The 12259-nt window shown below is 68.0% G+C and carries 11 protein-coding genes; 1 reads left to right on the plus strand and 10 read right to left on the minus strand.

What is annotated here, in order from left to right:
* The 9 genes from ACTQWE_RS03950 to ACTQWE_RS03990 all read right to left on the minus strand — a co-directional run.
* Positions 1-1385: PSP1 domain-containing protein (locus ACTQWE_RS03950; protein WP_441921265.1), on the minus strand; the 1385-nt coding region annotated here is incomplete at its 3' end.
* Positions 1370-2527, minus strand: a complete 1158-nt coding sequence (locus tag ACTQWE_RS03955; protein ID WP_441855780.1) for a DNA polymerase III subunit — start codon at positions 2525-2527, stop codon at positions 1370-1372. The genes ACTQWE_RS03955 and ACTQWE_RS03950, both read right to left, overlap by 16 nt.
* Positions 2520-3212: a dTMP kinase gene (tmk, locus tag ACTQWE_RS03960; protein ID WP_441921267.1), complete on the minus strand. Its 693-nt coding sequence runs from the start codon at positions 3210-3212 to the stop codon at positions 2520-2522. The genes ACTQWE_RS03955 and tmk overlap by 8 nt, the downstream gene beginning before the upstream one ends.
* A gap of 11 nt (positions 3213-3223) precedes the next feature.
* A complete protein-coding gene (locus ACTQWE_RS03965; protein WP_441855784.1) occupies positions 3224-5779 on the minus strand; it encodes a DNA topoisomerase I in 2556 nt (851 codons plus the stop codon).
* Between the two features lie 164 nt (positions 5780-5943).
* Positions 5944-6747 carry a twin-arginine translocase subunit TatC gene (gene tatC / locus ACTQWE_RS03970; RefSeq protein ID WP_441921269.1) on the minus strand — a complete coding sequence of 268 codons (804 nt, stop codon included), beginning with the start codon at positions 6745-6747 and terminating at the stop codon, positions 5944-5946.
* Positions 6747-7427: a Sec-independent protein translocase subunit TatA/TatB gene (locus ACTQWE_RS03975; protein WP_441855788.1), complete on the minus strand. Its 681-nt coding sequence runs from the start codon at positions 7425-7427 to the stop codon at positions 6747-6749. Before ACTQWE_RS03975 ends, tatC begins: the two co-directional genes overlap by 1 nt.
* Before the next feature lie 40 nt (positions 7428-7467).
* Entirely contained in the window at positions 7468-7773 is a 306-nt protein-coding gene (locus ACTQWE_RS03980) for an STAS domain-containing protein (RefSeq protein WP_441921271.1), read from the minus strand.
* Between the two features lie 18 nt (positions 7774-7791).
* The gene (locus ACTQWE_RS03985; protein WP_441921273.1) at positions 7792-8745 is read right to left on the minus strand and encodes a tetratricopeptide repeat protein; all 954 of its coding nucleotides are present in this window, start codon (positions 8743-8745) and stop codon (positions 7792-7794) included.
* Positions 8746-8874: 129 nt separating this feature from the next.
* The gene (locus ACTQWE_RS03990) at positions 8875-10161 is read right to left on the minus strand and encodes an aminotransferase (RefSeq protein ID WP_441855793.1); all 1287 of its coding nucleotides are present in this window, start codon (positions 10159-10161) and stop codon (positions 8875-8877) included.
* 140 nt (positions 10162-10301) lie between these two features.
* Here ACTQWE_RS03990 and ACTQWE_RS03995 point away from each other — a divergent pair, with 140 nt between their 5' ends.
* A complete protein-coding gene (locus tag ACTQWE_RS03995; RefSeq protein WP_441855795.1) occupies positions 10302-10580 on the plus strand; it encodes a hypothetical protein in 279 nt (92 codons plus the stop codon).
* A 139-nt stretch (positions 10581-10719) separates the two neighbouring features.
* Here the strand turns inward: ACTQWE_RS03995 and nhaA are convergent, their stop codons facing one another.
* On the minus strand, positions 10720-12201 hold the full coding sequence (gene nhaA / locus ACTQWE_RS04000; RefSeq protein WP_441855797.1) for a Na+/H+ antiporter NhaA: 1482 nt from the start codon (positions 12199-12201) through the stop codon (positions 10720-10722).
* Positions 12202-12259: the final 58 nt, after the last annotated feature.

Genomic DNA, 12259 nt, shown 5'->3' on the forward strand with positions numbered 1-12259 from the left:
CGCTTGCCGCCCTCTGCCTTTGGCGCCCCTCCCCGCTGCCTCTGGGGACGAGCCTGGCCGTCCGCGCGGGACTGGCCCCTTCCGTCCTGGGACGGGGCGTCGCCCTCGGCCGCGTGGTGGTGACGGCGGCGGTGCATGCCGCCCGAGCGGGTCGGGGCCTGGGAGGCCGCGTCCTTCTCGCCCTGGCGACGCTCGCCCCGTGGAGCGCCGTCCTGGGACCGCGCCTCGCCCTCCGCCGCCTTCTTGCGGCGGCGACGGCGCGACGGCTTCTCGGCGGCCGCGTCCGCGGGCGCCTCCGACGCGGGCTTCGCGTGCTTGGGACGCGAGTGCTGGGCGGCATCGGCGGCGGGGCCCTGCGCCTGTCCTCCGGAGCGGCGGCGACGGCGCGGCCGCGCCTCGACGAAGATGTCGGAGTCGTCGTACGTCTCCGCGGGGGCGACGCCGTTCTTGCGGTCGAGCTCCGCCAGGGCCATCTGCACCTCGGGGGACTGCAGCTTCTCGAGCGCGGAGCGGGTCACGGTGTCGGGGCGGCAGGCGCAGCCCAGCTCCTCGCTCTTCTTGTGCGCGGCCGGCGACGCCTCCATGTCCGCGAGGGCGACGCGGACCTGCTTGCCGTTCTCGAGGCGCAGGCAGAGCTGCTCCTTCGGGGTGTCGTACTCAACGATCTTCGCCTTGCCCAGGGGTGTGTCGATCACGGCGTTGCGCTTGGGCGCGCGGCTCTTGAAGTCGCGGTACGCCTCGAACTCGTAGCGCAGGCAGCACATGAGGCGACCGCACGCGCCGGAGATCTTGGACGAGTTGAGGGGCAGGTCCTGCTCCTTCGCCATGCGGATCGATACCGGCTCGAAGCGCCTGCCAAAGCGCGTGCAGCACAGCTCCTGGCCGCAGTGGCCGAAGCCGCCCACGATGGCGGCCTCCTCGCGCACGCCGATCTGGCGCATGTCCACGCGCTCGTGCAGCTCGCGCGAGAGGTCGCGCACCAGCTGACGGAAGTCCACGCGGTCCTCCGCCGAGAAGTAGCACACGACCTTGCCGCCGCCAAACAGGTACTCGACGCCCACGGGCTTCATGTCGAGCCCGGACTCGTGCGCGAGCCTGCTGAACGTGGGGAACGCCTCGTCCCCGCGCTGCGCCAGCATGTCCGCGCGCGCGAGGTCCTGGTCGGTCGCGACGCGCACCACGGGCTGGAGCCTGCCGGCCTCGCCTATCACCTCGCGCAGGCGCTCCGGGGTGACCTCCTGCGCGTCCATGGTCGCAAGGCCGATCTCCTGGCCGCGCTCCGTGGTGCAGATGACGTGGTCGCCCTCCTGGGCGCCGGTCCTTCCCGGGTCGAACCACAGGTCGTGGGCCGCATATTTGAACTTCACCGCTAGTACGGTGGGCATGAGAGTGCCTCCTTCACGCCAAGCAGCATGACCTCGATGGCCAGCTGGGGTGTCACGTTATGGGATATGTCGTCCGCGGCACGGCTGGTTGCCGAAAGCGCGCGCACGACCCCCTCGGTGGTGGTGCCGGCGGCAAGCCGGTCCACGATGTCGGCGGCGTCCTCGTTCACGATGGGCTCGCCGACGCCCTCGCAGCGCAGCAGCACGTCCCTCAGGAGGGAGTCCGCCGCGGCGATCGTCTCCATCATACCCGAACGCTCGCGCGCGGTGAGCTCGCGCTTGTTGGAGTCCTCCACCTGGCGCATGGCCGCCTTGCCAAGGTAGTCCGCGCTCTCGCCAAGCGCCGCCTCCTGCTCGCTCTTCACGTCCGCAAGAGGCGCGCGGGCCGCCTCCACGATGCGTCGGGCGGATGTCAGCACGTCCCACGAGTCGTCGCGCGCGAGCTCGCCCAGCGTGCGCACCACCAGGCGCCGCGCCTCGCGCCGGCCCGACGACGCCAAGAACTGCGCCGCCGCCTCCGGCGTGTGGGTCACGGCCAGCGCGATGCGCGCCTCCGCCCCGCCGATGCCGCTCATGAGCTCCACGGCGTGCTCCGCCGCCCCCGGGCTCACGATCTGGAACGGGATCTGCTGGCAGCGCGAAACGATGGTTGGCAGCACGGACGCCGCCGAGCGCGCGATCAGGATGAACATGACGCCCTCGGGCGGCTCCTCGAGGGTCTTGAGCAGCGCGTTTGCCGCGGCGCCGCGCAGAAGCCCAGCATTGTCCAGAATGTAGACCTTGCCGGCCGCGCGGATGGGCGCCAGCGCCACGTCCGCGATGAGCTCGCGGATCTGCCCCACGAGGTAGCCCGTCACGCTCTGCGGGCTCAGGTAGTGCACGTCCGGGTGCGTGCGGTGCGCCACGCGAATGCACTCGTCGCACGTGCCGTCGCCCCCGTTCGGGCAGACGCGCGCCTGGGCCACGGCGTACGCAGCCTCGAGCATGCCCGAGCCCGGCGCGCCCACAAACAGGTACGCGTGGCTCAGCCTGCCCTCGTCTATCGCCGCGGCGAGAAACTCCTGCACCCTCGGCTGCTGGGCAAGTCCCGCCAGCACCTTCGGAACGGCCGGCGCGCCCGGCCTCGCGGAACCGCTACTCATGGACCGCCCCCGCGTCCCCGCGCCCGAGCGGCGTCGCGACCACGCCCCGAAGCGCCGCGTCCACGCGCGCCGCCACGTCCTCGACCGGGCCGGCGGCGTCCACCACGCGCACGCGCTCGGGCTCCGCCTTCGCAAGCCGCAGGTACGCCGCCCGCACGCGCTCCTGAAAGCGCATGCCCTCCTGCTCCAGGCGGTCAGCCCCGCCGGCCGTCGCGCGCGCCAGGGCGTCCTCGCAGCAGAGGTCCAGCACCAGCGTGCGGTCCGGCACAACGCCGCACGAGCCAAGCTCGTTGCAACGCGTGACGAGCGCCGCGTCGAGCCCGCGCCCACCCGCCTGGTAGGCGTACGTGGAGTCCAGGTAGCGGTCGCACACCACGACGGCCCCGCGCGCGAGCGCCGGCGCGATCACCTCGCGCACCAGCTGTGCGCGGCTGGCCTCGTACAGCAGCAGCTCGCACTCGTCCGCCATCGCCCCGTTCGCAGGGTCGAGCAGGATCTTTCTGATCTTCTCGCTTATGGCGGTGCCTCCCGGCTCGCGCAGGCGCACCACCTCGTGGCCGGCCGCCTCCAGGCGGTCGGCCAGAAGCGCCGCCTGCGTGGACTTTCCGCAGCCGTCGATTCCCTCGAGCGAGACGAACGTGCCGCGCCGGGTCGTGGGCGTGGCGTTGGTCTGGGCGTCAGCCATGCCTTGCACCCCTAGCCCTCAAAGTCCGCGGCGGCCGTCTTCTTCGCAGGCGCCTTCTTCGTGGCAGACTTCTTCGTGGCGGAGCGCTTCGTTCCGCGCGCGGCCTTCGCGTCCTCCTTCTTCTTCCTGCCGGGGCAGTCCATGTTCACGCAGATGCGCCACGGGCCGCGCTGCGTCACCACCTCCACGATGGGCGCGCCGCACTCCGGGCACACCTCGCCCGTCGCGTGCAGCTCGCCGCGCTGGGGCAGCGGGTAGCTCGTGCCGCACTCGTCGTAGTTCGTGCAGCGTATGAAGCGCTTGCCCGTGCGCTCGCTCTTGTGGGCCACCAGGTCGCCGTGGCGGCCGGCCGCGGCGCACGCCGCGCACTCGCCCACCACCACGTCCGGTTCGCGGTTCGTGGGGCACGCCGGGTTCACGCAGATCTCGTACGCGCGCTGACGGAACGGCTGCACCTTCACGCGCGGGGCGTGGCACACGGGGCACACGCCCTTCTCGCCCTCTATGGCCTGCACGCGGCCCTTGGGCACCGGGTACGTCACGTCGCAGTCCGGCCAGCCCATGCAGCCTATGAAGCTGGAGTGGTTCTTCGCGGAGGTCTTCATGACCAGGTCCTTGCCGCACTTGGGGCAGACGCCCACCTTCGCGTCAGCCGTGACCGCGTCCGCGATAGCCTCGCCCAGGTCGTCCTTGTGCTCGATGAGCGGCCCCACCATGCTCGCCAGAAGCGCGCGCGAGTGGTCCACGACCTCGGTCTGGGTCTCCTCGCCGCGCGCGACCTCCGTCATGTCGCTCTCGAGCTCGGCCGTCATGTCCGGGCTCGTGATGTGCGGCGCGTACTCCGTGAGCGCCTCGATGACGGCAATGCCAAGCTGGCTGGGCTCCACGGGGTCGTTCTTCAGGTACTTCACGTCGTACAGGCGCTGGATGATGCTCGCGCGCGTGGACTTGGTGCCCAGGTTGCACTTCTCCATCTCCTGGATCAGACGGCCCTGGCTGTAGCGCGCCGGCGGCTCCGTCTGCTTCGCCTCGAGCGCCATGTCGCTCACGTCGCACGAGTCGCCCACGGCAAGCTGCGGCAGCTGCTCGTCCTTGCGCAGGCCAAACGGGTAGGCGCGGCGGAAGCCCGGCTTCACCAGCACCGTGCCGGACGCGACAAACGGCTCGCCGTTCACGTCGAAGCTGAACTTGGTGCTCTCGCTCACGGACGGCTCCATGAGCGTCGCCAGGAAGCGCCGCGCGATGAGGTTGTACAGCTTCCACGCGGCACCGTCCAGGCGGTCGGGGTCGGCGGCCGCCGTGGGATAGATGGGCGGGTGGTCCGTGGTCTCCTGCTTGCCGCGCGTCGCCGTGAGCTTGGGAAGGGCGAGAAGGTCGTTGCATACCGGGCGGTAGTTTGGCACCTGGGCGAGCGTCCGCACGCAATCGCGCAGGTCGAGCGACTTGGGATACACCGTGTTGTCGACGCGCGGGTACGAGATGAGGCCGTCCATGTACAGCGACTCCGCGAGGCGCATGGCGCGCGCCGGGCTGATGCCCTCCGCCGCCGCGGCGGTCTGGAGCGACGTGGTGTTGAACGGCGCGGGCGGCCTCGTGGTGCGGCTCTTGCGCTCCACGTTCGTGACCGTGGCCGTGGTGGCGTCCCGGACGTGGCTCCAGGCAAGGTCCGCCGCGGCCTTCTCCTTGAAGCGCGCCGTGGCGTGGGTCGCCTTGAACGAGTGGGCGTCGTCCGCGTCGCCCGCAGGCGCCATCCTGCCCGAGATCACCCAGTAGTCCTCCGGCACGAACGCCTGGCGCTCGCGCTCCTTCTGCACCACGAGGGCGAGCGTGGGCGTCTGGACGCGGCCGGCGGAGCGCACGTGTCCCAGCCCGCTGAAGCGCGCCATCGTGAGATAGCGCGTGAGCACGGCGCCCCAGATGAGGTCGATGTACTGGCGCGACTCGCCGGCGTCCGCGAGGTCCTGGTCGAGGTCGACCAGGTTCGCGAACGCATGGTCGATCTCGGCCTTCGTGAACGCGGAGTAGCGGGCGCGCGACACGGGCGTGTCCGGCGCGACCTCGCGCATCTGGCGCAGCGCGTCGGAGCCTATGAGCTCGCCCTCGCGGTCGAAGTCCGTGCCGATCACGATGGAGTCCGCCTTTGCGGCGAGGTTCTTGAGCGAGCGGATGATGCCCTTCTCGGCGGGGACCTTCTCGATGGGGGCCCACACGAGGTACGGCAGGCTCGGCACCTTCCAGCCCTTGATGTCGATCCCGTCCTTTAGGAACGGCTTGCGCTTGGTATCGTACGGCGGGCGCGGAAGGTCGTCCGGGATGTGTGCGGGGATGACCTCGCCCTCGGCCGTGACGGCCCACCAGCCCTCCTTCTTGCTGTAGTGCAGCTCGTGGGCGAAGTCGGGCGCCATGATGTGACCGCGCAGGCCTATGGTGACCCACTCCTCCCCGTCGTGCTTGAAGCGGTAGACGGGAGTGTCGTACACCTTGCCGGCCTCCGGCTTGCCAGCCGTGGAGAGGAGGCGGGCTATCTGCTGGGCGGCATCGTTCTTCTCGGTAACAACGAGCTTCAATCTATCCCCCGGTTTCGAGTTCCTTGCTTGCGGCGCGCACGGACGATTTTGCGTGCACGCGTCTTGCCGTTATACCCGAAAGGCGCCTTGCGGCGCCCATCGGTCGGTCAGTAGTGGCAAAACACTAGATTATCAGCGTCTGGCTCCCCGTTGCGCGCGACGCGCTAGAGCTTCGACATCTCTTCCTCGTACTTGTGCTCCTGGTACTCCTCGCGCGTCCACTTGAGGGACTCCTTGCCGTCGCGGGCGACGAGCACGTAGCGGGCGATGGCGAGCGCGACCTCGTACAGCCCGATGAGCGCGGCGAACATGAGGATCATGGTGACGGGCGAGGCGTCGGGCGTGACGACGGCCGACAGGACCATGAGGCCCACGTAGATGTAGCGCCACTGCGACCGGAACGTCTTGTACGGCACGAGGTGCAGCACGGAGAGGTAGAAGATCACGAGCGGCAGCTGGAACGCGATGCCGAAGCCGATCTCCAGCAGCATCATGATGTTGATGTAGTCCTCCGCGTTGGCCATGACGTTGGCGAAGTCGCGCGACTGGTCGATCATCCAGCCGACGGCAGCGTTCTGGATGATGAGGTAGCAGAAGGCCATGCCCAGGTAGAACAGGATGACCATGGCCGCGACCGTCGGGATGACCCACTTGCGCTCGTTCTTCTTGAGCGCGGGAAGGAAGAACGCCATGACCTCCCAGATGATGATGGGCGAGCATACGATGGCGCCAAAGAAGACCGCGACCTTGAAGCGGATCGTGAAGCCGCCCAGCACGGTGAGAACCGTGAGCTTGGCACCGTGCGGAAGCGCCGCGCGGATGGGGTTCATGATGAACTCGATGAGGACGGGCGTCGCGTTGTAGAGCACGACCGCCGTGATCGCGAGCGAGACGACGATGATGGTGAGTCGGCGCCTGAGCTCTCCCAGGTGATCCATGAGCGGCATGCGCGCTGGTCCGATGGGCATTAGTCCTCCCCTCCCTTCGCGACGGGCGTCGCGTCGGCGTCAGAGTCCGCGTCGACGTCGGCATCGGAGTCGACGCTCGCGTCGGCATCGCTATCGGCATCGGAGCCGTCATCCTCGTCCGCCGGTCTTGCGACGGGCCTCGCCTTGCGCGTGCCCTTCATGGCGTACAGCGACGCAACGCTCCTGGCGGGGGCGGCGGACTCGGAGGAAGGCTCCTCGCCCTTCTCGCCCGCGGCTGCCTGGGGTGCGTCGACGTCCGAGTCGGAGTCGACGTCGGAATCGGAGTCCGCGCCCTTCTCGCCCGCGGAGTCCGCGTCCGTCGCCGCCTCCTGCTCCGCGGCGGCACGCTCGCGCGCCAGCCTCTCGCGGCGCTCGGCGAACGTCTCGCGCCTGGGGGCCGCCCCGTCCGCGCCGGACTCGATGTCCGCGTCCTCGTCCATCGCGGCAGCCCGCGCGGAGCTGCGCTTCTTCTCGTCCTCCGTCTGGGGCTCGTTCATCGCGTTGTTGAGCGGGTCCATGACCTCGGTCTGGACGACCTCGGTAAATCCCTCCTGGGCCTCGCGGAACTGCCTGAGCATGCGACCGATGGTCCTGCCCATGCCAGGGAGCTTGTCGGGCCCAAAGATCAGGAACGCGAAGATCAAGATCAGGGCGAGCTCCGTCTCACCAATACCAAACACGCAAGCACACCTCCAAGTGCGTCGTCGCGGACGAGAAGAACTAGGCCTCTATCCCGAGCTCGCCGCTGACGCCCAGCATGTCGAGCACGCGGGCAACGTTGCGCTGCGGGTTCGAGACGACGAGCGAGAGGCCCGCGTCGTGGGCGCGGTGCACCGCACCCACGAGGACGCCGATGCCGGTCGAGTCGATGTAGCTGACCTGGGAGAGGTCTACGTCGACGGACGGCACCCCCTCGGCGAGGAGCTCGTCGATGGCGTCGCGGAGCTTGGAGGCGTTCGAAACGTCCACCTCGCCCGCAACCTGCACCTTGCGGCCGTTTTCGGCCTTGGTAGTCAAGATTTCCATGTGATTCGTTTCCTTCTCTTAGTTGCCCGAGCCGGAAAGCCCCAGGCCGCCGAGGGCACCGGAGAGTCCCTGACCCGAGGTGCCGGACGTGGTGTTCGTCGTGGAGCTCGATCCGCTTGCAGAGGAGCTCGCCGCGGACTCGATGGCAGAGAGCCGCTGCTCCGCGAACGACTTGGCACCGTAGCTGTCCTTCGGGTCCGTCTTCTCGGCCTTCTTGTACGCAGCCTGCGCGTTGCCCGTCTGGCCCTTGGACTCGTACACCATGCCAAGGTTCGCCCAGCCGAGCGGGAACTTGGGCGAGTCCTCCGTCACCTTCTGCAGCGCCTGGAGCGCGGCGTCGGTGTCGCCCTGGTAGAACTGGCAGAGCGCGCGGTTCACCTTCACCGTGTCGGAGTCGTTCAGCTGAAGGTACTGGTCGAAGTAGTCGATCGCCTTGCCGAGGATGTCTTTCACATGTGCCTTCTCGGCGTCGGTCGTGGAAAGCGACGCGGCCTGGTAGCCCCAGGACATGTAGCCGTTGCCAAGGTTCAGCAGGGCGGCGAGGTCCTTGGGGTTCTTCTTGAGGCGCTTCTGGAGGGACGCGAGCGACTCCTCGTACGAGGAGTCGAGCTTCTTGAGGGAGTCCGACGTCGAGGTCGCCTTCGTGCTCGAGGAGCTGGAGTCGTCCTTTGCGGAAGAGCTTGAGGAGTCGTCCTTGGCAGACGAGGAGCTCTCCTCCTTGGCGCTCTCGCCCGCCTGGTTGTTGCCGACGATCGCCGAGCAGGACGGCATCATCATGGAGATGGCCATGATGACGGCGAAGACGACGATCGCGATGGTCGTGACGCGCTTCTTGCGATCGGCCCTGGCCTGCGCCGGGGTCTTCTTCTTGGAGGAGGGACGGGGGTCCTTCTCGCCCGTGACGGAATCCTCCGTAGGCTTGACCTTTGCGCGTGCGAGACGCTTGCTGTTGTGCTTTCCCGAGCTAGACATCGAACGAACCCTTTCGACAACCACGCCTCGCGGCGCGGGCGAGACAGACCGACGCCCGTGGGCGGACGCAATTGCCCATTCTACAGAAACTAATGGCCGTTCTGTGTGCGAGAGAAGCGAGTTGCGCCGCTAGGCACGCGACTCGCGCGCAAGCCTCGCGGACACGAGCCTCACCGCGACCACGAAGACGTCCAGCGCCTTGCCGAGATCCTCGAGCGAGGGGTAGGTCGGCGCGATGCGGATGTTGGAGTCGTTCGGGTCGTCCCCGTACGGCCAGGTGGCACCAGCCGGCGTGAGCTTGACGCCGAGCTCGGCCATGAGGGCGACGATCTTGCGCGCCGAGCCCTTGGGGCCGTCGAACGAGACGAAGTAGCCGCCGTGCGGATGGGTCCACGTGGCGACGCCGGTCTGGCCGAGGCCGTCCGTCAGCTTCTGCTCCACAAGCGCGAAGCGGGGGCCGACGATCGCGGCGTGCTTGCGCATGTGCGCCTTGACGCCGTCGAGGTCCTTCAGGAAGAGCACGTGCGCCAGCTGGGAGAACTTCTCGGAGCTCACGCGCTCGACCGCGAACGCCTTGCGGACCTCCGTGATGTCGGCCTTGCTGGCCGTGACGAACGCGATGCCCGAGCTGGGGAAGGTGACCTTCGCGGTCGAGCCGAACTCGTAGACGAGGTCGGTGTTGCCGGCCTCCTCGAGCGCGTCGAAGATGTTGAGGAGGTTGTCGTCCTTCTCGCCAAAGGCGTGCACGCAGTACGCGTTGTCCCAGTAGATGCGGAAGTCCGGCGCGGCGGGCTGGAGCTGCGCGAAGCGGCGGACGACCTCGTCGGAGTACGTGATGCCCGTGGGGTTTGCGTACTTCGGGACGCACCAGATGCCCTTGACGGAGGGGTCGCCCTCCACGAGGCGCTGGACCATGTCCATGTCAGGCCCGTCCTCGAGCATGGGGATGGGCACGTTCTTGATGCCGAGGTGCGCGGTGACGCTGAAGTGGCGGTCGTAGCCGGGCGCCGGGCAGAGCCACTTGACCTCACCCTGCTGGTAGAAGGGCTTGTTGCCTGCGACGCCGTTCGTGAAGCCGTGCGTCACGAGGTCGTGCATGAGGTTCAGGCTCGACGACCCGCTGACGACGACGTTCTCCGCATCGACGCCGAGGATCTCTGCGGCAAGGCGACGGGCGGAGGGCAGGCCCTCCGGCGTGCCGTAGTTGTCCACGGCTGCCGCGCCGTCGACGAGCAGCGTGGACGAGTCGAGCACGTCCAGCATCGGGCGGGAGAGCGCCGTCTGCTCCGGCGAGGGCTTGCCACGCGCCATGTCAAGCGCCAGGTTCTGTGCCTTGAGGTCTGCCGCCTCGCGCTCGAGCTCCGCGATAGCGCTGTCTAGCTCTTCTGATTCCATCTGCTGGTAGATGTTTGCCATGGTGGCTCCTAGGTTCAGGTGTGTAACTAACAGGAGAGTATATCCCCGTGCGCGTGCGCGGTCATATACAGTAATAATATGGCAAGACACATTCACCCTATGGGCGTCGCGAAGGACACCGACAACCGGAGGCGGAGACCTTGGAGAAGAGCGAACAGACGTGGCTCGGCGGCGCCCAGGCACCCGAGTTCGGGGACTTGCAGAGACTGGTCGACGAGCTCTTCGAGGACGAGCCCGCTCGCATGGTGGGCAAGCTCGACGCCATCGAGCGCGCGCAGATAGACGACCTGAGCGGGGACCTGCTCGAGGTGATAGACCTCCTTCCCGGCGGCAGGTATGGCCGCCACGCACTCTGCAACCAGCTGAACTCCATACTCACCGCGCATGGATGGGGATACACCCACGGCACCGTGTCGTAGGCCCCGCTAGTGCATTGCGTCGCCCCGGGTGCGTGCGTAGCGGTGCACGCGAACCCAGGGCGACGCAATGGAGCCCCTCTGCTGCAATCGCGATCGCATATGTTAGGGCGCAATCCGAGCACCGAGCCCATCGAAGCGGTTAGTCGATGTCCTCCACCTGGTCCCGCATCTCGCCCTCGACGTCGTCCTCGTCGTCCGAGCCCAGCAGCGACCCGTTGGCGATGGCGTCGTGCACCCTCACGAAGACGATGCCCAGCACGCCGGACGTGACGGAACCGGCAAGAATCGCGCACTTGGCCGCAAGGATCTCATGCGCCTGCGGGAACGCGAGTCCCGCGATGAGGATAGACATGGTGAACCCCATGCCGCCCATGATGCCGACGGCGATTATCTGGTCCCACGTCACGTTGTGCGGAAGCCTCGCGAAGCCGATCTTCACGAGCAGGAGCGTCACCAGGATGATGCCAAGCGGCTTTCCGAGCACGGCACCCAGGAAGACGCCCTGGGTCACGGGGTCGAGCACGATGCTGCCAAGGTCGACGCCCACGAGCCTCACCTGCGCGTTCGTAAACGCGAACAGCGGCAGAATCAGGAAGTTCACCGTGGTGGAGAGGTTGCGCTCCACGCGCTGCAGCGGCGGGGTGACGTTGTGGATGATGCGCTCGACGCGGTTCGCGGACGCCGTGAAGTCGTGCTGACCCAGGATGTGCGTGCCGTCGTCGTAGTCGTCGTCCAGCATCGCGGCCTTCTCCTGCAGCCAGTCGCCAAGGTTCGACAGACGGATGTCGGACTTCGCGGGCAGGAAGAACGCCAGTATGACGCCGGCGAGCGTGGCGTGGATGCCGCTGTTGTACATGCACACCCACAGCAGCAGCCCCACCACCATATACGGCTTGACCGAGTACACGCGGGCGCGGGACAGCGCCGCCAGCAGCAGCACCGCGATGAGCGAGGCGGCGATCCACGCGATGTCCGGCGTCTGCCCGTAGAACAGCGCGAGCACCACGATCGCGAGGATGTCGTCCGCGATGGCGAGCGTCTGGAAGAACACCTTCGTCTCCGGGGCGACGCGATCGCCCAGAAGCGACATCACGCCCAGCGCGAACGCGATGTCCGTCGCAATTGGGATCGCCCACCCATGCGGGGCGCCGGCATGGTTGAACGCCAGGTAGATGATGGCGGGAAACGCGACGCCACCCACCGCGGCCAGCATGGGAAGCATCGCCTGGCGGGGCCTGCGCAGCTGCCCCACGGTCATCTCGTACTTCAGCTCGATGCCCACGAGCAGGAAGAACAGCGCCATCAGGAAGTCGTTCACGAACCCCTCGAACGATATCCCCGCGACGACGGGGCCGATCCTGAGCTCGAGCGGCGTCTCGAGGAAGTGGTGCACCGCCTCGTACGCCCCGGAGTTCGCGACGATCACGGCAAGCAGCGCCGCGCCGACCATGACGGCGGCGGCGATCGTGCCGTTCGACGTGACCTTCTCGAGCGCGTTCCTCTGGTCGCGCCGTCGCACGACCGCGGGCTCGCGTATGATCACGCTCTTGCGGACCACGTGCCTCCTCCCCTTAGCATCGCTCGTCTTCTTGTCGGGCCTGGATGCTCTGCTCTGCACCATGTTCGCTTTCTCTTCGAGGTCGACGCCAACGGTCGCGACCCGCGCCTCGCGGGCCACA

This window comes from Parafannyhessea sp. LCP19S3_B1 (genome assembly GCF_052121955.1).
In the GTDB taxonomy this organism is placed as follows: domain Bacteria; phylum Actinomycetota; class Coriobacteriia; order Coriobacteriales; family Atopobiaceae; genus Parafannyhessea.

Bases quoted from the DNA above. Each gene is read 5' to 3' on its own strand.
- ACTQWE_RS03955 (WP_441855780.1), bottom strand. From the start codon at position 2,527: ATGAGTAGCGGTTCCGCGAGGCCGGGCGCGCCGGCCGTTCCGAAGGTG.
- nhaA (WP_441855797.1), bottom strand. From the start codon at position 12,201: ATGGTGCAGAGCAGAGCATCCAGGCCCGACAAGAAGACGAGCGATGCT.
- tatC (WP_441921269.1), bottom strand. From the start codon at position 6,747: ATGCCCATCGGACCAGCGCGCATGCCGCTCATGGATCACCTGGGAGAG.
- ACTQWE_RS03985 (WP_441921273.1), bottom strand. From the start codon at position 8,745: ATGTCTAGCTCGGGAAAGCACAACAGCAAGCGTCTCGCACGCGCAAAG.
- tmk (WP_441921267.1), bottom strand. From the start codon at position 3,212: ATGGCTGACGCCCAGACCAACGCCACGCCCACGACCCGGCGCGGCACG.
- ACTQWE_RS03980 (WP_441921271.1), bottom strand. From the start codon at position 7,773: ATGGAAATCTTGACTACCAAGGCCGAAAACGGCCGCAAGGTGCAGGTT.
- ACTQWE_RS03990 (WP_441855793.1), bottom strand. From the start codon at position 10,161: ATGGCAAACATCTACCAGCAGATGGAATCAGAAGAGCTAGACAGCGCT.